This is a genomic window from Amycolatopsis sp. N2S4-7, assembly GCF_058119595.1.
Genome location: NZ_CP172299.1, coordinates 6,813,851 through 6,834,204, shown reverse-complemented (window position 1 = coordinate 6,834,204; position 20,354 = coordinate 6,813,851). Strand labels below are relative to the sequence as shown.

Sequence of the window (20,354 nt, the reverse complement as noted above, 5' to 3'; positions counted from 1 at the left end):
CATTGGATGGTCGGTCACGCAGCGCAAGCCCGTGCCCGAACCCCCTGCAGTGTCCAGTCCGCCGGGGACGTGGTCGACCGCCAATGGTGACGGATTGTAGTGAGTCCGATCACATCGGCGGTCGGCGGCACTGGCCGGCGGGCTGGCCGCAGATGGCCAGTTTGGCGGCCGGTGCTCGGAGTGGTCATGGGTCCGGCTGGAGTCGCAGGGACCGCCACGAAGGGCTTTCATCAGCGACGATCGCTCCGGCCGCCCCGCCCTGACGCGACTCGGGAGCGGCTGGCGCGCAGACGCCGAGCTGGACCCGTCCACCCGCGACCCGCCCGCTTCCACAGCAGCACCGGGCCGCTACTGCCCTGTCGCAGCAGCCGGGAGACCCTTTCTTCTCAGGGCACCTCCTCCTGTCCGAGATCGATCATCTTCCGGCACCAGTCGCGCAGCATGCCGCGGCTGAAGGGGCTCATCACCAGCTGGCGCCGGCCGTCGCCGCGATCCAGGGCCGCCAGCGCGAAGCGGCCCAGGTCCGTGTCGACCAGGACGAAGCCGTGGTCGGGGAACTCCGCGCACAAGCCGCCGAACGCCAGCATGTCCAGGACCGCCGTGCCCGAGCGGGGGCGGGCCAGCAGCTCCCGCATCGCGCCCACGTCGTCGTCCTGGCCGTCGTGGACCAGGCCGTCGTCGTCCACCGAGACCCAGATCGGCCGCGACGAGCTGCCGAACGGAGCCTCCGGCAGCTCCGCCACCAGCATCTCCGGCAGCTCCTCGAAGTCAGCGAGGTGGATCGCCGTGCGGCCGGGCAGCGAGCCCATCATGAACGCCCGCTCGCCGTCGGCGTAGCACCGGATGTCCGCGGTCTCCGGCCCTTCGTCGAACACGCCGCACAGCGCCGCCCGGACCGAACCGCGCAGCATCAGCGACACCACCTCGAAGCCGATCTCGTTGAGCTCGCCGTCCTCGCCGAACGGCGTGCCGTCGATCCAGGCGGCCCACGCCGTGTGCCGCTCGACCTCGGCGACCAGGTCCGCCGGGTCGTCCGAGACCGGACCGTGCACCAGGATGTCGTGGTCGCTGACCTCCGGGTTGTACAGCCGGTCCACCGGCTCGCGGTCCGGCATCGCCGTCAGCACCGGCCAGGCCGCCAGTTCCAGCAGCTCCCTGGCCGCCGTCCGCTCAGCCATGACTTCGCACCACCTCCCCCGCCGCCGGGCGTCCGTGGTCGTCGCGGCAGACCGGCTCGGCCACCCGAGCCGACGACCCGCCGGCCGGGCCGGACCGCGAATCCGCGGACGAGCCGCCTTCCGTGGCCCGCTGGTCCGGCACCCCGCTGTTCAGCTCGGCCGCCTCGAGGATGGCTTCACCGACCGTGAGGTTCATCGGCACCACCTCCGCCTCCTGGCCCGGCGACGGACCCGCGGCCACCGGGTCCACCGGGGCCGACGGCTGGTACCCGTTGTACTCACGCATGGCTCTGCACCGCCTCGACGATCCACTGCTCGGCCGTGCTCCGCGACGCCGGACCCCACGTGACCGTCCAGCGCCCGTTCCGGCCGACCGCGGCGCTGAACTGGTACCGGCCGAGGTCGTTGTCGATCAGCCCGAACGCGCCGTGCGGGTACTCCGCCAGGATCGCGTCGCGCACCGCGAGGTCGACCAGCACCGTGCCCAGCCGCGGCCGCGCCGCGCACTCCCGGATCAGCTCGACCGCCCGCTCGCACCGGCGAGGGATCAGGCCGCCCTCGTCGGTCTCGATGCGCACGTGCTGCCCCGGGCCCGGTGGCCGGTCCGGCAGCCCGTCGAACACCCAGCCCGGCAGCTCGCTGAGGAAGCCCGACCGCAGCCGCGCGCGGTTGCCCAGCTTGTGCAGCACCGTGGTGTAGTCCTCGTCGCCGAAGAACCGGACCTCCCACGGCTCGTTCCGGGCCGGGAAGACCCCGGTGACCACGCCGCGGATGAAGCCGCCGCGCAGCGCCCGGTAGAGCCCGACGGCCTCGGCCGTGACCTCGCCACCCGGCGCGAGGCCGATGGCGGCCATCCCGGCGACGAACCGGGTGTACTGCTCCACCTCGTCGGCAAGGCTGCGCTCCTCGTCGGCCGGCGGCGAAGGTCGACGGCCCGGCAGCGGTTCGGTGTCCGCCAGCACCGGCGGAATCTCGAACTCGGGGTCGTAGAACTCCATCACCGAGGGCCGCTCCGGCACCTCGGCCGACAGCGGCGCGATGACCTCGTCGATGACGTCGAAGACGGCGACTGAGTTGTTCACCCCTAGATTGAACACCCTGGCACCGACAATTTCTCGCACATGTGTTCGAGTGAGTGACATCTGTCGGTGAGCGGTCGGCGAGCGGCTCAGACATGCTCCGGCACCCGCCCCTCGACGAACTCCGCGAGCCTCTCCACGCTGCCGGGCAGCCACCAGAACCGGCGGTGGCCGCCCCGGCGTCTGCCGAGCGCCGCCAGGTGACGGCCACGGTTGTCGTCGACGAACGCCAGCGTCTCCCACGGCCGCCGCGGTCCGTCGTCGCGATCGCGGACGAAGTCGACCAGCACCGTGCCGAGCCGGGGCCGTCGCAGGTCCTCCATCAGGTCGAGGACCAGGCATTCCTGTCCGGGGTCGAGCACCCCGCGCTCGTCGGCGTCGAGGTACAGCCCCTCGCCCGGCACGGGCGGGCGGAACGGCAGGTTCGTGAACGCCAGGCCGAGCAGCTCCGCGACCGAGCCGGACGTCGGCCCGGACAGGTGCGTGCCCTCCCAGGCGACGCCGAAGGTCTTCCGGTCGTCGAAGAACGCCGACGACCACGGCTCGTCGAACATCGCGACGGCCACGCCGCAGAGGCCGCCACTGCCGGCGAAGCCGGGCAACGAGTCGAAGAGGTCCGTGGCCGAGGACGCCGCCGCGGCCGCCGCTCGGACGGGCTTGAGGATCTGGGGGGTCACCGTGTGCACGGTGCGTGGTGTTGTGGTCACGTGTTCATGAAACCCGGGACCACCGACAATTTCCCGAACGTCTGTTCGAGGTGTCACCTGAAGGTGTGACGAAAGGCCCCTTCCCGGCCACGAGAGCCGGGAAAGGGGCCTTCAGGAAGAGCGCTACTTGGCCTTCGTCGTCGTAGACCGCTTCGTGGCCGTCTTCGTCCCGGTCGACTTCGCGGCCGCCGCCTTCGCGGTCTTGCTCGTGCCCGCCTTGACCGTCTTCGCCGTCGTCGAAGCCGGCTTCCGCGCCGGCGCCTTCCGCTTCGGCGCCGGGCCCTTCGCCCGCTTCTCGGCGAGCAGCTCGGACGCCCGCTCGGCGGTGAGCTCCTCGATCTCGTCGCCCTTCCGCAGGGTCGCGTTGTACTCGCCGTCGGTCACGTACGGGCCGAAGCGGCCGTCCTTGACCACCATCGGCTTGCCCGACACCGGGTCGTCACCGAGCTCCTTGAGCGGCGGCTTCGCCGTGGCGGACCGCCCACGCTGCTTCGGCTCCGAGTAGATCTTCAGCGCTTCCTCGAGGGTGATCGAGAAAAGCTGGTCCTCGGTCGAGAGCGACCGCGAGTCCGTGCCCTTCTTCAGGTACGGCCCGTAGCGCCCGTTCTGCGCGGTGATCTCGTCGCCGGACTCGGGGTCCTTGCCGACCACGCGAGGCAGCGAAAGCAGCTTCAGCGCGTCGTCGAGCGTGATGGTCTCGATGTCCATCGACTTGAACAGCGAGCCCGTACGCGGCTTCGGCGCCTTCGCCTTGGCGGCCTTCTTCTGCGCGGGGGTGGCGTCCTCGGGGATCTCCACCTCGGGCAGCACCTCGGTCACGTACGGCCCGAAGCGGCCTTCCTTCGCGACGATCTCGTGCCCGCTCACCGGGTCGGTGCCCAGCGAGCGGCCCTCCTGCGGAGTCGCGAACAGCTTCTCCGCGATCTCCTGCGTGAGCTCGTCCGGCGGCAGGTCCTCGGGCAGGTTCGCGCGCTGCGAGTTCCCGTCGACCTCGCGCTCCAGGTACGGCCCGTAACGGCCGACCCGGACCACGACGGTGTGCCCGTTCTCGTCGCTGAACAGCGGGATCGAGTTGATCTCGCGCGCGTCGATGTCCTCGACGCTGCCCTCGACGAGCTTCTTCAGCCCGCCCAGCCGGCCGATCGAGCCGTCGACGCCCATGTCGCCGCCGAAGTAGAACTTCGACAGCCACTGCCCGCGCTGCTCGTCGCCGTTGGCGATGCGGTCGAGCTCGTCCTCCATGCCGGCGGTGAAGTCGTAGTCGACGAGCCGCTCGAAGTGCCGTTCCATCAGGCCGATCACGGCGAACGCGACCCACGACGGAACGAGCGCGGACCCCTTCTTCCAGACGTAGCCGCGGTCCTGGATGGTCTTGATGATCGACGCGTACGTCGACGGGCGGCCGATGCCCAGCTCTTCCAGCTTGCTGACCAGGCTCGGCTCCGAGTACCGCGCCGGCGGCGACGTGGTGTGGCCGTCCGGGTTCAGGTCCGACGCGGTGAGCGCCTGGTCCTTCTCCAGCACCGGCAGGCGGCTCTGCTTGTCGTCGGCCTCGCCACCGGTCTCGGTGTCGACCGCCTCGACGTACGCCTTGAGGAAGCCCGCGAAGGTGATCGTGCGGCCCGAAGCGGCGAAGGTGCACTCCTCGCCCGAAGTCGCGGTGCCGACGATGCGCACGGACATCGTGGTGCCCTTGGCGTCCGCCATCTGCGACGCGATCGTGCGCTGCCAGATCATCTCGTAGAGCCGGAACTCGTCGGTGTCCAGCTCGCCCGCGACCTGGCCCGGCGTGCGGAAGACCTCACCCGACGGCCGGATCGCCTCGTGCGCCTCCTGCGCGTTCTTGACCTTGCGCGTGTACTGGCGCGGCGACGGCGAGACGTACTCCTTGCCGTACAGCTGCGTGGCCTGGCTGCGCGCGGCCGAGATCGCCGACTCCGACAACGTCGTGGAGTCGGTACGCATATAGGTGATGTAGCCGTTCTCGTACAGCTTCTGCGCGATCCGCATCGTGCGCTCCGAGGTGAACCGCATCTTGCGGCCCGCCTCCTGCTGCAGCGTCGACGTCATGAACGGCGCGTACGGCTTCCGCGTGTACGGCTTCTCTTCGACGCTGGAGACCTTGAAGTCACGCTGCTTCAGCGCTTCGGCCAGGCGTCGCGCGTCGGCCTCGGCCAGCACGCGGATCTCGTTGTTCGACGCCTTGAGCTGCCCGTCCGAGCCGAAGTCGCGGCCGGTGGCCAGGCGCGCGCCGTCGACGGCGACGAGCCGGGCCGGGAAGTTCCGCGGCGAAGCCTCTTCGCCGGCGTCCATCGTCGCCGAGATGTCCCAGTACGAAGCCGACGTGAAGCGCATCCGCTCGCGCTCCCGCTCGACCACGATCCGGGTCGCCACCGACTGCACGCGGCCCGCCGAGAGCTTCGGCATGACCTTCTTCCACAGCACCGGCGAGACCTCGTAGCCGTAGAGCCGGTCGAGGATGCGGCGGGTCTCCTGGGCGTCGACGAGGTCGGCGTCGAGCTCACGGGTCGAGTCGGCGGCCGCGCGGATGGCCTGCTCGGTGACCTCGTGGAAGACCATCCGGCGGACCGGGACTTTCGGCTTCAGCGTCTCGAGCAGGTGCCACGCGATGGCTTCGCCCTCGCGGTCGGGGTCCGTGGCGAGGTAGAGCTCGTCGACGTCCTTCAGCAGGCTCTTCAGCTCGGTGACCTTGGACTTCTTGTCCGGGGTGACCACGTAGAGGGCCTTGAAGCCGTTGTCGACGTCGACGCCGAGCCGCGCCCAGGCCTCGCCCTTGTACTGGGCGGGCACGTCGGCGGCACCGCGCGGCAGGTCGCGGATGTGCCCGACGGAGGACTCGACGACGTAACCGCCGCCCAGGTAGGGGGCGATCTTGCGGGCCTTGGTCGGCGACTCGACGATCACCAGCCGCCGGTGCCCGGCGCCGTTGTCCGCCCCGGCTCCGTCCTTCTTGGTCCGTGCTCCTGCCACGCTGTCCTGCTCTCCGCTCATCTCGCCCCGCCGCCGCGGGACTGCACCACGTCTCTGGCCTCACCGGAGGTCCGAGCCCGCGTCTCGACCTGCCAGTGTGCACGCTGTTCCGGCCTGGACGGCGCGGAGGTGGCCCAACACGCCGCTGGACCCGTGCCCAGCGCATCGCCGCTGACCTCGACGATGTTTCCCCAACGTACCTGCTACGTGATTTAGGCCACGTCCCGCGCAGCCTAGCGCGTGACCGTCCGGATACCCTCCGTTCGACGGTGGTGGGCGCGGGGACGTCACCGCTTCACTGGGTTCCCCGTCCAGCCGAAAGGATCCGCCATGACCCGACGCCTGCTCGGCGCCCTGCTCACCGCCGCGACCGCCACAGTATTACTGGGAACCACTCCGGCGAGCGCGGCCGCGGCGAACTTCGCCGGCACGGTGGCGCTGTCCAACTGCTCGGGTTCGGTGGTCAAGCCGGCCGCGACCCCCGACACGGCACCCGCGCTCGTCATGTCCAACGGGCACTGCCTCGAAACCGGCTTCCCGGCTCCCGGTCAGGTGATCACCAACCGCAGCTCCAGCCGGACGTTCACGTTGCTCACGGCCAGTGGCAGCAACAAGGCCACGCTCCGGGCCAAGAAGATCGTCTACGGCACGATGACCGACACCGACGTGTCGCTCTACCAGCTCACCACCACCTACGCGCAGATCAAGGCCAGCTACGGGATCTCGCCGCTCGAGCTGTCGAACGCCCACCCGGCCGCCGGCGCGGCGATCGACGTCGTTTCCGGCTACTGGAAGCGCATCTACTCCTGCACCATCGACGGCTTCGTGTACCGGTTGAAGGAGGGCAGCTGGACCTGGAAGGACTCGATCCGCTACACCTCCGCCTGCCAGACCATCGGCGGCACCTCCGGCTCGCCGATCATCTCCGGCGGCAAGGTCGTCGGCGTGAACAACACCGGCAACGAGGACGGCGGACGCTGCACGGACAACAACCCGTGCGAGGTCGACCAGGCCGGCAACGTCACCGTCCGCGAGGGCATCAACTACGGCCAGGAGACCTACGGCATCCCGGCCTGCCTCACCGCGGCCAACGAAATCGCCCTCACCCAGGCCGGCTGCACCCTGCCCCGGCCCTGACGCGGCTCTCGCACCCGGTCAGGCCGTGCTCGACGCGGCCTCCGGGTGCGAGACCGGCAGCGGCGGCGCACCGGGCCACGCCGCTTCGGCGCCCGGCGGCGGCTCCCCGATCAGTTCCAGCAGCGCCTCCAACCGGCGTTTCCCGGTGACCTTGACGGCCGGGGCCTCGGCTTTCGGGCCGGTCAGCTTCGCCGCGACACCCAACGGCGTCAGCGCCTCGACCAGCCGCTCGTGCATGCCCGGCGCCAGCGGGTCGACGCCCAGCAGGTAGCCCTGCGTGCCGGGACGGCCGCCGGCGAGCGCCCACATCCGCAGCATCGCGCCGCTCAGCCGGAAATTCTCCGGCACCGCTTTGCCCGAGTCGTCCTCCGCCGGGCCGCCGCAGCCCTCACGCAGCCACCGCAGCGCCAGCGGGAGCAGGTCGACCCGGAACGATGTGCGCACCTGCGGGCGGCCGCAGTCGGCCTTGGACACCTGGGCGTCGGAGCCGCGGCAGCGGAACTCGCGGGCCAGGATGTGGGCCCGCCACGGCTCCTCGACGACCACCGACAGCCGGGCGGCGGTGCGCCCGAACCCGGTGATCTGGCCGTGGCAGCACAACAGCCCGGCCAGGTCGCCCAGGCCGGGCCCGCTGGCCTCGGCGGAGAAGAGCGAGATCGTCCGATCCACCGCGCCATACTAGAACACAAGTTCGATTCGTGGCGAGTGTCACGCCGATCTTCACCGAGGTGGTTGATCCAGCTGACGGCAGCTCGGGGCGCGCTGTTCCGCCGCCTCCAGGGCCGGGACGTCCTTGAGGCCCTTGAGGTAGTCCAGCGTGTCGATGCGGTCGAGCGTGGCCCTGGCTTCGCCGAGGGCGTCCTTCGTCGCCGTCGCGTCGCCGCGGACGGCGTCGATGCGGTCACGCGCGCTCTGGGCCTGCTCGCGGATCTCGGCGAACTGCCCGATGACGTCCTTGCGGCCGCCGTCCGCCGACGGCACCGGCGGCGCGCCGAGCGCGTTCAGCCCGGCGAGGCTCTGGTCGAGCCCGCCGACCACCGACGAAAGCAGGTCACTGGACGTCCGGGACGCCTGCTGCGGCGTGCTCGGGTCGACGGTGGGCAGCGCGGCCAGCGCGCGGACCAGGTGGGTCACCGCGCCGCAGTAGCCGTCCGCCCATCTCGCCGCGGGATCGGACTGGGGAACCACAGTCGTCACCGAAAGACCCTGGTCACGAGCTGGCGACTGCACCGCGGCCTGCTGTCCGCACCCGGCGAGGCCGAGGGTGATCGTCGTGGTCAGAGCGGCTAACACGGTTGACCGCAGCCGCACCTGCACACCTCCTGCCCGACGCCGTCCCGGCAGCCCCGACGGTACCGATTCGGTGCTGCTTCGCAAGTCGCCGGGCCTTTCTGGGATTGCCTCACCGGACCCCGGCAAGCCCCGGGCCCGGCACGCGTCGCCGCGTACCGGGCCCGGGTTCGCTCACTAACCGGTGTCAGGCCTTGATCTCGGTGGGGGTGTCGGAAAGGACGGTCCCCCGGCGCTTCGACACCACGATCGCCGCCACGATGATCGCGACCGCGACCAGCGAGATGATGATGCGGACCGCGGCGTTCTCGTCCGGGCCGATCGAGAACTGGACGACGGCGGGCGCGATCAGCACGGAGACCAGGTTCATCACCTTGATCAGCGGGTTGATCGCCGGGCCGGCGGTGTCCTTGAACGGGTCACCCACGGTGTCACCGATGATGGTGGCCTCGTGCGCGGACGAGCCCTTGCCACCGTGGTTGCCGTCCTCGACCAGCTTCTTCGCGTTGTCCCACGCGCCACCGGAGTTGGCGAGGAAGATCGCCATCAGGGTGCCGCACGCGATCGCACCGGCCAGGTAGCCGGCGAGCGCGCCGGTGCCCAGGCCGAAGCCGACCGCGATCGGGGCGAAGACCGCCAGCAGACCCGGCGTCGTCAGCTCACGCAGCGAGTCGCGCGTGACGATGTCGACGACCTTGCCGTACTCGGGGCGGGTGGTGCCCTCCATGATCCCCGGGATGTCGCGGAACTGGCGGCGCACCTCGTAGACGACCGCGCCGGCGGCCCGGGACACCGCGTTGACCGCGAGACCGGAGAACATGAACACCACGGCCGCGCCGATGATGACGCCGACCAGCGTGTTCGGGCTGACGATCTCGTTGACGAACGACTTCGCCGAGTCCATGCCGGTGACCACGCCGTTGCCCATGCCCGCCAGCGTCTTCGTGATCGCGTCCGAGTAGGAGCCGAAGAGCGCGGTCGCCGCGAGGACGGCGGTCGCGATCGCGATGCCCTTGGTGATGGCCTTGGTCGTGTTGCCGACCGCGTCCAGCTCGGTGAGGATCTGCGCGGCCTTTTCGTCGACGTCGCCCGACATCTCGGCGATGCCCTGCGCGTTGTCCGAAACCGGGCCGAAGGTGTCCATCGCGACGATGACGCCGACGGTGGTCAGCAGGCCGGTGCCGGCGAGGGCCACGGCGAACAGCGCGACGCCGCCGCCCAGCAGGTACGCGCCGAACACGGCCGCGCCGATCACCAGAGCGGTGTAAACGGCGGACTCGAACCCGACCGAGATGCCGGAGAGGATGACGGTCGCGCCGCCGGTCTCCGACGTCTGCGCGACGTCCTTGACCGGCTTGTACTCGGTGCCGGTGTAGTAACCGGTCAGCTTCAGGATGACCGCGGCGAGCACGATGCCGATGATCACCGCGATGGTCGCGATGACCGCCGGGTTGCCCGAGTTCTCGTAGCCCGCGCCGAAGTCGGAGAAGCTGCTCGGCAGGTACACGAACGCCGCGATCGCCGACAGCACCGCGGAGATGACCGCGGAGATGTAGAAGGAGCGGTTGATCGTGACGAGGCCGCCTTCGCCGGCACGCGCCTTGGTGATGTAGACACCGATGACCGCGGTGATCACACCGATGGCCGGCACGATCAGCGGGAAGATCAGGCCGTGCACGCCGAAGGCGGTGCTGCCCAGGATCAGCGCGGCGACGAGCATGACGGCGTAGGACTCGAAGAGGTCCGCGGCCATGCCGGCGCAGTCGCCGACGTTGTCACCCACGTTGTCCGCGATGGTCGCGGCGTTGCGGGGGTCGTCCTCCGGGATGCCCTGCTCGACCTTGCCGACCAGGTCGGCGCCGACGTCCGCGGCCTTGGTGAAGATACCGCCGCCGACACGCATGAACATCGCGATCAGGGCGGCGCCGAAGCCGAAGCCCTCCAGCACCTTCGGGGCCTGGCCGGTGTAGACCAGCACGACGACCGCGGCACCGAAGAGGCCGAGACCGACGGTGATCATGCCGACCACACCACCGGTGCGGAACGCCACGCGCATGGCCGTTTCCCGGCCGCCTTCCTCGCGCGACGCGGCGGCGACACGCAGGTTCGCCTGCGTGGCCAGCCACATGCCGAGGTAACCGATCGCGAACGAGAAGGCCGCGCCGACCAGGAAGAAGATCGAACGGCCGATCTTCTCGTTCCAGTCGTCCGCGGGGAGCGCGAAGAGCAGGAGGAACACGATCACGCCGAAAATGGCGAGGGTGTTCCGTTGCCGCTTGAGGTACGCGGCCGCGCCTTCCTGCACCGCCTTGGCGATGTCCTGCATCTTGGCGGTGCCCTGGCCTGCGGCCAGCACCTCCTTGAGCAAGACGTAGCCGATGACGAGTGCGGCAAGCGCGACCACGGCGACTACACCGACAATCGTGTAGCCACCTCCGGAGAGCGCAATAGTGCCTGCGCCCTCCGCGAGGAACTGCCGTGACATTCGTCCTCCAGGAGACGTCGTCTTGCACCAGCGTCGACGGCAGCCGGGGGTTCGACACGGCCGGCGCTGGCATGGACCCTGTACCGAGCGACACGCTAGCCGGGCAGCAATGCACGTCTCACATGACGCTCACCACAGAGGGTGTGGATTGCGGGAGTGTATTGGTATCGCAACCAGCGTCTTCACGCCGTCCCGGGGACGGTACATTCCGTTACCTTGTGAGCCTCCTCACTTGATCGATCCCTCTGGCGCCGATGCGTTGGCGCAGCTGGAGATGCGAGAACTGTCGGACCCCTGTGCCAAGCTCGGCGGGTGGACGACTCACGTGGGCGGCGGCTGCTGGGGCGGGTGACCGCCGGCATCCCGTCGCGCGAGCACCCGGTCACGCACGTCGCGGACCTGCCGGGCCGTGCCGCGCGCTACGCACCGTGGCCGTCGTGGACGGATCCGGCGGTGATCGCTGCTCTCCGTGACTGCGGCGTCTCGGCGCCCTGGGCCCACCAGGCCGAGGCGGCGTCGCACGTGTACGAGGGCCGTCATGTGGTGATCTCGACCGGCACGGCCTCCGGCAAGTCGCTGGCCTACCAGCTGCCGGTGCTGTCCCGGCTGGCGGCGGGCGAGAAGGCGAACGCGCTGTACCTGTCGCCGACCAAGGCGCTGGGGGCGGACCAGCTGCGGTCCGTGTCCTCTTTGGACGTCCCCGGCGTCCGGGCGGCGTCGTTCGACGGGGACACGCCGATGGCCGAGCGCGACTGGGTGCGCGCGCACGCGAACTGGGTGTTCACCAACCCGGACATGCTGCACCGCGGCATCCTCTCGGCGCACGGGCGGTGGGCGACGTTCTTCCGGCGGCTCAGCTGCGTGGTCGTCGACGAGTGCCACAGCTACCGCGGCGTCTTCGGCTCGCACGTCGCCCTGCTGCTTCGCCGGCTTCGGCGGGTGGCCGAGCACTACGGCGCTTCGCCGGTCTTCGTGCTCGCGTCGGCGACGACGGCTTCGCCGGCTTCGTTCGCGTCGCGGTTGACGGGTGTGCCGTGTGAGGCGGTGACGGAGGACGCGTCGCCGCGCGGGGCCCGGACGGTGGCCTTGTGGGAGCCGCCGCTGCTGGAGGAACTGACCGGGGAGAACGGCGCGCCGGTCCGGCGTTCGGCCGGCGCGGAGACGTCGCGGATCCTCGCCGACCTGGTCGTCGAAGGCGCGCGGTCGCTGGCCTTCATCCGGTCGCGGCGGGGCGCGGAGCTGGCCGCGCTGGGGGCGCGTCGCATCTTGTCCGAAGTGGACCCGGCACTGGCGGAAACCGTTGCGGCGTACCGGTCCGGCTATCTTCCGGAGGAGCGCCGGGCGCTGGAGGCGGCGTTGCTGTCGGGACGGCTGCTGGGCGTCGCGACGACGAACGCTCTGGAACTCGGCGTCGACATCGCGGGGCTGGACGCGGTGGTGCTCGCCGGCTACCCGGGCACCCTGGCGTCCTTCTGGCAGCAGGCCGGGCGGGCGGGTCGTTCCGGCGATTCGGCGCTCGTGGTGTTCGTCGCGCGGGACGATCCGCTCGACACCTACCTCGTGCACCACCCGGCGGCGCTGCTCGACAGGCCGGTGGAGACGGCGGTGCTCGACCCCGCGAACCCGTACGTCCTGGCGCCGCAGCTCGCGTGCGCCGTCGCCGAGCTGCCACTGACGCTCCCCGAGCTCGAGGTGTTCGGCGGCTCGGCGGCGCGGGAAGTGCTGGAGGAGCTGGCGGAGCAGAAGCTGCTGCGGCGCCGGTCGAGTGGCTGGTACTGGACGTCGCGCGAGAAGCCGCACGCCGAAGTCGGCATCCGCGGCACCGGCGGCGAACAGATCGCGGTGGTCGAGTCGGACTCCGGGCGGATGCTCGGCACGGTCGACCCGGGGTCGGCCTGCTTCGCCGTGCACCCCGGGGCGGTGTACCTGCACCAGGGGTCGTCGTACGTCGTCGACGAGCTGGACCTGGAGACGGGGCTGGCGCTGGTGCACGCGGAAAACCCGGACTGGACGACGACACCGCGCGAGATCGTCGACATCTCGGTGCTGAGCACGCAGGAGAAGCAGGACTTCGGCGGGGTGAGCGTCTGCCTCGGCGAGGTCGCCGTGACGTCGCAGGTGGTCGGGTACCTGCGGCGCCGTCCGTCCGGGGAGGTGCTGGACCACACGCCGCTCGAGCTGCCGGAGCAGAGCCTGCGCACGCGGGCGGTCTGGTACACGATCTCGCCGGAGCTGCTCGGGACCGACGTCGGGCGTGCGGGTTCGAGCGGCTCCGGAGACTCCGGCTTCTCCAGTGACTCCGGCGGTTCGGCCGATGGCGAGGCGGGGACCGGGGGCCATCGGGTGGGGACCGAATCTGCGGGGCCGGTGGGGACCGGGAAGGAAACCCTGGCGAGCGGTCGGGGGCCCGCTCGCGAGGGTGGCAGGACACCGGGGGGTGCCGGATTGGTTCCGGCACGGGTCCCCGGTGCCCTGCATGCCGCCGAGCACGCGGCGATCGGCCTGCTACCGCTGTTTGCTACGTGCGACCGATGGGACATCGGCGGGGTGAGTACCGCGTGGCACGAGGACACCGGGGAGGCGACGGTGTTCGTGCATGACGGCCATCCCGGGGGTGCGGGATTTGCCGAACGCGGTTATGCCGCGATTGTCCCGTGGCTGGCCGCAACGCGGGAGGCGATCGTCTCCTGCGAGTGCCCGACGGGATGCCCGTCCTGCGTTCAGTCGCCGAAGTGCGGGAACGGCAACGAACCGCTGGACAAGGCGGGGGCTGTGGCCGTTCTGGGAACCGTGCTCGGGGCTTTGCGTCAACACGGCACCTAGGACGGCCACTGGTGGTTCATGGAGTTGTGTCCTGCTCCGCCTCGGCCGGGCTGGGACCGGCCAGGGGCGGTGGTTCGGGTGGTTCAGGCCGCGGTGGTGTGGACCAGCTGCGGGGAGTGCTCGCCGGCCAGGGCGCGGACGAGGACGTCGTGCACCTCGGCGGCGTCCGGCAGCTGCCAGCCGCACACCTCGGGCTTGACGCGCCAGTGCACGACACCGTGCTGGAACGGCGACGGCGGCAGCGGGATGTAGCTGTCCTTGCCGTGCCACTGGATGGAGGCGCGGGAAGCGATCTCGGCCGGGACGTGGTCGGCGACGGTGGTGAGGAAGAGCCAGCGGCCGTTCGGCATCGCGACGATGGGCGCGGGGTGACCGAGGGCGCGGAGCAGGCGGCAGGCGCGCTTGCCGAGTTCGTCGTCGACCTCGAGGGCGTCGAGGACGGTGCCGGTCGCGACGAGCAGGCTGTGGGTGCGGTCGGAGAACCAGGTGGCGACCTCGTGGGCGTGGGTGCCGATCTGCTCGCGCCAGGCTTCACTGGCCGGGACCGGACGGCGCCAGGTGAGGTCGTCGCCGTCGGTGAGCGGAGCGGGGTTGACGCCCGGGAGCACCGGCCAGCCACGCCAGGCGAGACCGATCGCCTCCGCCCGCAGTTCGATGCGGAAGGCGCCCCGCCAGCTGTCCGGCCAATTCGCGTCCAACATTGTCTTCCTGCCTGCCTTCAAGTCCGGTTCTCCGCGACCCGGTTAAACCCGGTCGTGGTGTCGCACATCTCACTAAACGGCAAGTTGCACATCGCCCGGAACCCCCGCGCGACAACCGGTGGTTACGAGGCGATGAACGCCCAGTAGTCCGTACGGCCCGACCGAACCCGACGACGCGGATCGACGGTGAGCGGCGACCACACAGGGACCGTTCGTCGTGCAAAACCCCAGGATCGACACTCCCCCGACCGGGCGCGGAGTGGCTGAAGCACCTCCGTTCGGCCCAGGTGAGCAGCCGATTCGACCGCTCGCCGTGCACCAACGACCGCTGCCCGTGACCATCAGCCGCTCATCGTCGGGTCCGACGGATCAGCCGGTCGTCGCCGCATACCGACCGGTCGGCGTCCGCTGGGCGGCAGTGGCCGGTGGGCTCGGCTGCGCTCGGGCTGCGGCCGGTGGGCCCGCAGGGTTGGGGGGGTCCGGCGCGAGTGGCCATGGTGACTGGCCGGTGGGGCCGGCGCGGGCCCTGGCGGATGGCGCGGGCAGCCCGGGGAAGTCCCGGCGCGAGGGTCACGATGGCTGGTCGGCGGAGCCAGCCCATGCCCTGGCAGATGGGGCGGGCAGCCCGGCCAAGCCGCGGCGCGCGGGTCACGGTGGCTGACCGGTGGGGCCAGCCCGAGCCCTGGCAGATGGGACGGGCAACCCGGCAAAGCCGCGGCGCGCGGGTCACGGTGGCTGACCGGTGGGGCCAGCCCGAGCCCTGGCAGATGGGACGGACAGCCCGGCCAAGCCGCGGCGCGCGGGGTCACGGTGGCAGGCCCGTCGGGCCGGCGCGGGCCCTGGCAGATGGGGCGGGCAGCCCGGCGAAGCCGCGGCTTGCGGCTTGGACCTCGACCAGGGCGTCGAGTCGCTGCCATCGGCAGGTCAGGAGCGTGGTGCCCATCCGGTCGGCGACCCACCTGGCGCGCTCACACGCCTGGACGGGCCCCTCCGCGGCATGGGAAGCGGCCGCGAGGGCTCCCAGGTCGGCGGCGGCTTCCGCGCGATGCCGGGCGAGGACCGCGGCGCCGAGCCAGAAGCCGAGGACCGCCACGCCGGCCAGTGCGGTCACCGCCATCGCTGTCCAGATGGTGGCCACTCCGCTGTCGGAGCTGTCCTGAGGCCGTCCGTTCTCAGCGACTGCGGGACTGCCCTCAGGCCGCCGGACGAGCACTCCGTTCCTAGCGACTGCGGAACTGTTCTCCCGTCGCCGCGCGAGGCGGCTCGATGGTTGGGGGTCAGCCTGGTGCACCGGCGGCCTCCGTTCCCGGCTCGGCCACCGCGTAGGCGGTTGCGGCCAGATCGACGCCCGGCAGCAGGTCACCTGCTGGGTGGGCCGTCACCTTGACCGTGAAGGCGTCGCCCGCGTGGTGGAAGTCGAGGTTCGCGCCTGGTGGGGCGATCGCGTGGACCGCTGCCGCCGCCTCGTGGGGCTGGCCTCTTGCCAGGAGGCGCGCCGCTTCGCGGGCTGCGTCCGTGCAGCGCAGCTGGCTCGTCAGGACCGTGAGGCCGGCGACTAGCAGCACCGTCACCACCGTGAGCCCCGCCAGGCCGAGCGCCGCCTCGACGGTCACCGATCCTTCGTCGCGACGCCTCACGACGGCACCGACAGGGCCTTCATGACCAGGCCCGTCAGCCACGAAACGACCGAGTCGCCGGTGAGCAGGGTGTAGAGGACGGCGGCGAAGGCCGCGACGGCGACGGTGACGATGGCGTACTCGACCGTCGTGGAGCCGTCGTCGTTGCCGGGGCGCCGGTGGAACGCGCGCATGGGGTTTCCCTTCGGTACTTGTCCGTGGTCAGAAGAGCGGGCCGAGACGTCCAGCGAGGCCGAGGACGACGGGCAGCACGCCCAGGCAGAAGAAGGCCGGCAGGAAACACAGTCCGACCGGGAGTGCGAGCGCCACCCCGGCGCGTTCGGCGCGCTCCTCGGCTTCGGTGGCCAGCTCGTCGCGGAACCGTCCGGCGAGGTCGCCGGCCGCCGTGGCGAACGCGGCGCCCGAGCGGGACGTCCGGATCGCGGCGGCTGCCAGCTCGCTCAGGCCGGGGACCGCCTGCACCGGTGCCCAGGCCTCGCCGGACCGGGAGCCGAGGCCGAGCAGCCCGGCGGTCGAGCGCAGCGCCGCGCCCGCTTCGGCAGGCGCGGTTCCGGCGACGGCATCGAGAGCCGAGGGAACAGGCAGCCCGGCGCGCAGGCAGGCGGCGAGGAGGTCGAGCGTCCCTGCGAGCCGCAGCCTGGCGGCGATGTCCACGGTGGGTGCGCGCGGCCGGCGGGTGCGGCGGATGGCCCACCACCCGGCGGCGGTCACGATGGCGCCGACGACCATCCCGGGCACGCCGCCGATGAGCACCGCCATCGAGGCACCGCCCAGAGTCGCCGCCGTGTGCGGGACCGCCTGGCGCCAGACGTGGGGGCGCTCGGGTTTGGGGTCGCCCGCCAGCCAGTCGAAGCGCCGCGCTGCGGTGGTGTCCGGCCAGATGAGGAAGGCGCAGCCGAAGAGCAGGAGTGCGATCGCGTTCATCGGATCCCCACCTGGCCTGTCAGGGCGCGGCACCAGGCCGTGCCTGCCCAGAGGAGGGTGCTGCCAGCCACCAGGAGCAGCTGTCCTGGCGTGCTCCCCGTCAGTACGGACAGGGGACCCGCGCCCATGGCCTGGCCCGCCAACACGCACAGGGCGGGGAGTCCGGTGAGTACCGCCGCGCTTGCCCGGGGGCCGGCCAGTTTTGCGCGTGTTCGGCGGGCGAATGTCAGGGCTGCTTCGGCGTCGCGGCGGGCTGCGTCGAGGACGTCGGCCATCGGTAAGCCGTAGCGTCTTCCCAGCGTCCATGCGGCCGCCAGCTCGGGGAGGGCCGGTGCCTTCAGCTCGCTGTCGAGACGGGCTGCCGCGGACAGGGCGTGGAGGGCGTCCGCCACCGGTGGGACCACCTCCGCGGCCGCTTCCGCCGCTGTTATCGGGTGGGCTCCGGATCGGAGCTCGGCCACCATCGTCCGCAGGGCCGTCGCCGTGTGGGCGGCCATCTCCAAGTCCGCCTTCGCGCGGCTGTGGGCTCGCCACTCCTGGCGCCACGCCAGCGTCAGCACGCCGGCGGCAAGAGCGCCGCCTACGCCCGCGAGTAAGCCGCCGAGGGCCGCGGGGAGCAGCCAGCGGATGACGGCCCACACCTCAGGGAGCCGGACCTGGCTCGTAGCGGGTTGCTCGACCGCGGCCTGGAGCCGGTTCGGTGGCGCGGGCCAGCACGCGAGGGCCGCGCCGATGCACAGCGGGATCCACGGGGTGATCACCGGTGTCTCCTTCGCCGCCGGGGGAAGACGTTCACCAGCAAGGAGATGCGCACCAGCAGGAGGCTCAGCACGTGATCGCCCCCGAGGTGACGAAGAGGTGGCGGTCGATCGTCCAGCGGCCGGCGCGCCACACCGGCACCACGCGGGCCCGGCCGTGCTCGGCGCGGAGCACGCCGACTTCGGCGAGGCGCCGTCGGCCGCCTGGTTCGCGTCGCATGTGGAGGACCACGCGGATGGCGGCGACGAGCTGGCTGTGCACGGCTTCGCGACCGAGGCCGCCGAGTGCGGCCAGTGCCTCGATGCGGGCGGGCACCTCCGCCGGGGAGTTGGCGTGGACGGTGCAGGCGCCGCCGTCGTGCCCGGTGTTCAGGGCGGTGAGCAATGCGCCGACCTCGGCGCCGCGGACCTCGCCGACCACCAGCCGGTCGGGACGCATGCGCAGTGCCTGGCGCACCAGCTCGGGCAGGCCAACCGCGCCCGCACCCTCCACATTGGCCGGCCGGGCGACGAGACTGACGAACTGCGGGTGCGCGGGCTGCAGCTCGCCGGCGTCCTCGACGCAGACGATCCGCTCGCCCGGGTCGACCGCGCCGAGCAGCGCGGCCAGGAGCGTGGTCTTGCCCGCGCCGGTGCCCCCGGTGACGAGGAACGCCATGCGCCGGGCGACGACGGATTCCAGGATCTTCGTGCCGCTCGCGTCGAACGCGCCGAGCTCGCTGAGGGTGGCGAGGTCGTGCGTCGCCGGGCGAAGGACGCGCAGCGACAGGCAGGTGCCGCCGGCCGCGATCGGCGGGAGGACGGCGTGCACGCGGATCCGCCCGTGGGGCCCGGAGCCGGGCAGCCAGCCGTCCACAAAGGGCTGTGCGTCGTCGAGGCGACGCCCCGCCGCGAGCGCGAGCCGCTGGGCCAGGCGGCGGACGGCTTCTTCATCGGGGAAGCGGACAGCCGTGCGGCTGAGGCCTTCGGGACCGTCCGTCCAGACCTCGTCCGGGCCGGTGACGAGCACGTCGGTGGTCGCCGGGTCGTCGAGGAGCGGCGCCAGCGGGCCGGCGCCGACGAACTCGTCGCGGGCTTGGCGGGCCGCGGCGAGCACCGCGTCGTGGCCGAGGGCGCCCCCTGCTTCGGCTCGGACCGCGGTCGCGACGGCGACCGGGTCGGCCTGGCGGCGGTCGCCGGCGAGGCGGTTGCGGACGCGGTCGACGAAGTCGCTGGTCATGGGTTCACCTCCGGGGTCGGAGCAAGAACCGAAGCCGCTGTGACCCGGGTGCCGGCCGATGGACGCGACGGCGTTCGGGGCGTCAGCAGCGTCAAGAAGTTCTCGGCGCTCATCGGGCCGCGCGCCGCGAGAGTCAGGACCGTGGGCAGGAGGAGATCGCCCACCTTGACCGGAGGTCCCGGTGGCCGGAGGCCGGTCATCGCGGTCATCGGGCGGCTGCCAGGGCTTCGCGTCGGGCCACGTTCAGGACCTTTGCCGCCGCCGACGCCAGCGGCCCCGCCGGTTTGGCCGGGAACTCGCCTCGCTCCACCGTCGCGGACAGGCCGCGCTCCGCGGGCATCGAGGCCAGCATGGGCGGGCCGAGGAGGCCGACCGTCCGCGCTGCCAAGGAGTCGGCCCGGGACCGTCCACACGCGACCACGCCGAGGCGGGCGGTCAGTTCCGACAGTCCGCGCAGCACCTGCTTCGCCGCCATGCACGCGCGGAACTCCACCGGCACCACCAGCACCACCAGGTCGGCCACCGCAACCGCTTCCGCGGCCGCGCCGCCGAGGGTGCGCGGGAGATCGCACACCACCGTGCGGCCCGAGCGGCGCCCCGCGGCGAGGACCGCCGAGAGCGACCCGACCGCCGGGCCCTCGCCCTCCCGGCCGCACGCCAGCACCGGCAGGCTGCCGCCGCGATGTCGGCGTTGCGGGAGTGCGGCCGCCAGCGCCGACACCGAGACGCGGCCGCTGAGCCGCACCTCGGGCCAGCGCAGCCCGGGCGCCTTTTCCAAGCCGAGCAACAGATCCAGGCCCCCGCCGAGCGGGTCGCAGTCCACCAGCAGGGCACCGCCCGGATCGCGGTCGGCCACCATGGCCAGCATCGAGGCGAAGACGGACGCGCCCGCGCCGCCCCGGCCGCCGACCACGCCGAGCACCAGGCCGGGCTGCTCCGAGGGTGTCTCGACGATGTCGGCGAACGCGCCCGCGAGCTCGGTCTCCTCGTCGGGCAACGAGATCACGCGCTCGACGCCGCCGCGGAACGCGTGCTCCCACGTTCGCGGCCCCGGACTGCCCTTGCAGACCAGGAGGATCCGGCCCCGCCGGGGCAGGACGGGTGGTAGCTGCGCGGTTTCTTCGTCGAGGACGACCAGCGGCGCACGGGCCCAGAGCCCGCGGGCCGCGGTCAGGTCCGGTGCTCGCTCGAGCTCACAGCCCGCCACCGCGGCCACGCGCAGTATCTCGTCGAGCACGGTTTCGTCCGCGGCGACCACCAGCGGTCGTTCGCCCGTCATGCGTTCCTCCCCCGTCGTCGGTGCGGGCCGTGGGTGGCCCGGCTTCCACCGTCGCGGTCGGCGGGGTGGCGGCACAACGGGTCGGGCGGCCGGCTGTGGACAACCGGGGTGTTGTGGACAACTGCTGCCCGCGGACGGGCTCGTGA

The 20,354-nt window shown here is 71.9% G+C and carries 18 protein-coding genes; 2 read left to right on the top strand and 16 right to left on the bottom strand.

Going from position 1 to position 20,354, the window contains the following annotated elements; genetic code table 11:
* Positions 1-386: 386 nt before the first annotated feature.
* The 5 genes from ACH54P_RS32405 to topA all read right to left on the bottom strand — a co-directional run bounded on the left by ACH54P_RS32405 (position 387) and on the right by topA (position 5,976).
* Entirely contained in the window at positions 387-1,178 is a 792-nt protein-coding gene (locus ACH54P_RS32405) for a hypothetical protein (protein ID WP_489907111.1), read from the bottom strand.
* The gene (locus ACH54P_RS32400; protein ID WP_489907110.1) at positions 1,171-1,464 is read right to left on the bottom strand and encodes a hypothetical protein; all 294 of its coding nucleotides are present in this window, start codon (positions 1,462-1,464) and stop codon (positions 1,171-1,173) included. Before ACH54P_RS32400 ends, ACH54P_RS32405 begins: the two co-directional genes overlap by 8 nt.
* Positions 1,457-2,260 carry an ESX secretion-associated protein EspG gene (locus tag ACH54P_RS32395; RefSeq protein WP_489907109.1) on the bottom strand — a complete coding sequence of 268 codons (804 nt, stop codon included), beginning with the start codon at positions 2,258-2,260 and terminating at the stop codon, positions 1,457-1,459. Before ACH54P_RS32395 ends, ACH54P_RS32400 begins: the two co-directional genes overlap by 8 nt.
* A gap of 86 nt (positions 2,261-2,346) precedes the next feature.
* Positions 2,347-2,934, bottom strand: coding sequence for a hypothetical protein (locus ACH54P_RS32390; protein WP_489907108.1), 588 nt, complete (start codon positions 2,932-2,934; stop codon positions 2,347-2,349).
* A 153-nt stretch (positions 2,935-3,087) separates the two neighbouring features.
* Positions 3,088-5,976: a type I DNA topoisomerase gene (gene topA / locus ACH54P_RS32385; protein WP_489907107.1), complete on the bottom strand. Its 2,889-nt coding sequence runs from the start codon at positions 5,974-5,976 to the stop codon at positions 3,088-3,090.
* A gap of 309 nt (positions 5,977-6,285) precedes the next feature.
* Here topA and ACH54P_RS32380 point away from each other — a divergent pair, with 309 nt between their 5' ends.
* A complete protein-coding gene (locus tag ACH54P_RS32380; RefSeq protein ID WP_489907106.1) occupies positions 6,286-7,092 on the top strand; it encodes a S1 family peptidase in 807 nt (268 codons plus the stop codon).
* A gap of 18 nt (positions 7,093-7,110) precedes the next feature.
* On the opposite strand, the gene ACH54P_RS32375 is transcribed toward ACH54P_RS32380, so the two are convergent.
* The 3 genes from ACH54P_RS32375 to ACH54P_RS32365 all read right to left on the bottom strand — a co-directional run bounded on the left by ACH54P_RS32375 (position 7,111) and on the right by ACH54P_RS32365 (position 10,867).
* Entirely contained in the window at positions 7,111-7,761 is a 651-nt protein-coding gene (locus ACH54P_RS32375) for a hypothetical protein (RefSeq protein ID WP_489907105.1), read from the bottom strand.
* 51 nt (positions 7,762-7,812) lie between these two features.
* Positions 7,813-8,289 carry a hypothetical protein gene (locus ACH54P_RS32370; RefSeq protein ID WP_489907104.1) on the bottom strand — a complete coding sequence of 159 codons (477 nt, stop codon included), beginning with the start codon at positions 8,287-8,289 and terminating at the stop codon, positions 7,813-7,815.
* A 280-nt stretch (positions 8,290-8,569) separates the two neighbouring features.
* Positions 8,570-10,867: a sodium-translocating pyrophosphatase gene (locus tag ACH54P_RS32365; protein ID WP_489907103.1), complete on the bottom strand. Its 2,298-nt coding sequence runs from the start codon at positions 10,865-10,867 to the stop codon at positions 8,570-8,572.
* A gap of 348 nt (positions 10,868-11,215) precedes the next feature.
* Here ACH54P_RS32365 and ACH54P_RS32360 point away from each other — a divergent pair, with 348 nt between their 5' ends.
* Positions 11,216-13,690, top strand: coding sequence for a DEAD/DEAH box helicase (locus ACH54P_RS32360; RefSeq protein WP_489916752.1), 2,475 nt, complete (start codon positions 11,216-11,218; stop codon positions 13,688-13,690).
* An 83-nt stretch (positions 13,691-13,773) separates the two neighbouring features.
* Here the strand turns inward: ACH54P_RS32360 and ACH54P_RS32355 are convergent, their stop codons facing one another.
* The 8 genes from ACH54P_RS32355 to ssd form a co-directional block, all read right to left on the bottom strand.
* Positions 13,774-14,391, bottom strand: a complete 618-nt coding sequence (locus ACH54P_RS32355; RefSeq protein ID WP_489907102.1) for a bifunctional DNA primase/polymerase — start codon at positions 14,389-14,391, stop codon at positions 13,774-13,776.
* A gap of 805 nt (positions 14,392-15,196) precedes the next feature.
* Complete coding sequence (locus tag ACH54P_RS32350; RefSeq protein ID WP_489907101.1) at positions 15,197-15,529, bottom strand: Rv3654c family TadE-like protein; 333 nt, start codon at positions 15,527-15,529, stop codon at positions 15,197-15,199.
* A 139-nt stretch (positions 15,530-15,668) separates the two neighbouring features.
* Positions 15,669-16,004 carry a TadE family type IV pilus minor pilin gene (locus ACH54P_RS32345; protein ID WP_489907100.1) on the bottom strand — a complete coding sequence of 112 codons (336 nt, stop codon included), beginning with the start codon at positions 16,002-16,004 and terminating at the stop codon, positions 15,669-15,671.
* Between the two features lie 20 nt (positions 16,005-16,024).
* Entirely contained in the window at positions 16,025-16,201 is a 177-nt protein-coding gene (locus ACH54P_RS32340) for a DUF4244 domain-containing protein (RefSeq protein ID WP_489907099.1), read from the bottom strand.
* 28 nt (positions 16,202-16,229) lie between these two features.
* On the bottom strand, positions 16,230-16,952 hold the full coding sequence (locus tag ACH54P_RS32335; RefSeq protein ID WP_489907098.1) for a type II secretion system F family protein: 723 nt from the start codon (positions 16,950-16,952) through the stop codon (positions 16,230-16,232).
* Positions 16,949-17,713 carry a type II secretion system F family protein gene (locus ACH54P_RS32330; RefSeq protein ID WP_489907097.1) on the bottom strand — a complete coding sequence of 255 codons (765 nt, stop codon included), beginning with the start codon at positions 17,711-17,713 and terminating at the stop codon, positions 16,949-16,951. Before ACH54P_RS32330 ends, ACH54P_RS32335 begins: the two co-directional genes overlap by 4 nt.
* A gap of 64 nt (positions 17,714-17,777) precedes the next feature.
* Positions 17,778-18,929 (bottom strand): TadA family conjugal transfer-associated ATPase, encoded by a 1,152-nt coding sequence (locus tag ACH54P_RS32325; RefSeq protein ID WP_489907096.1) that lies wholly within the window; start codon positions 18,927-18,929, stop codon positions 17,778-17,780.
* 205 nt (positions 18,930-19,134) lie between these two features.
* Entirely contained in the window at positions 19,135-20,208 is a 1,074-nt protein-coding gene (gene ssd / locus ACH54P_RS32320; RefSeq protein ID WP_489907095.1) for a septum site-determining protein Ssd, read from the bottom strand.
* Positions 20,209-20,354 lie beyond the last annotated feature (146 nt).

Coding starts and splice junctions, on each gene's coding strand:
- ACH54P_RS32405 (WP_489907111.1), bottom strand. CDS start 1,178: ATGGCTGAGCGGACGGCGGCCAGGGAGCTGCTGGAACTGGCGGCCTGG.
- ACH54P_RS32400 (WP_489907110.1), bottom strand. CDS start 1,464: ATGCGTGAGTACAACGGGTACCAGCCGTCGGCCCCGGTGGACCCGGTG.
- topA (WP_489907107.1), bottom strand. CDS start 5,976: ATGAGCGGAGAGCAGGACAGCGTGGCAGGAGCACGGACCAAGAAGGAC.
- ACH54P_RS32380 (WP_489907106.1), top strand. CDS start 6,286: ATGACCCGACGCCTGCTCGGCGCCCTGCTCACCGCCGCGACCGCCACA.
- ACH54P_RS32365 (WP_489907103.1), bottom strand. CDS start 10,867: ATGTCACGGCAGTTCCTCGCGGAGGGCGCAGGCACTATTGCGCTCTCC.
- ACH54P_RS32355 (WP_489907102.1), bottom strand. CDS start 14,391: ATGTTGGACGCGAATTGGCCGGACAGCTGGCGGGGCGCCTTCCGCATC.
- ACH54P_RS32340 (WP_489907099.1), bottom strand. CDS start 16,201: ATGCGCGCGTTCCACCGGCGCCCCGGCAACGACGACGGCTCCACGACG.
- ACH54P_RS32335 (WP_489907098.1), bottom strand. CDS start 16,952: ATGAACGCGATCGCACTCCTGCTCTTCGGCTGCGCCTTCCTCATCTGG.
- ACH54P_RS32325 (WP_489907096.1), bottom strand. CDS start 18,929: ATGACCAGCGACTTCGTCGACCGCGTCCGCAACCGCCTCGCCGGCGAC.
- ssd (WP_489907095.1), bottom strand. CDS start 20,208: ATGACGGGCGAACGACCGCTGGTGGTCGCCGCGGACGAAACCGTGCTC.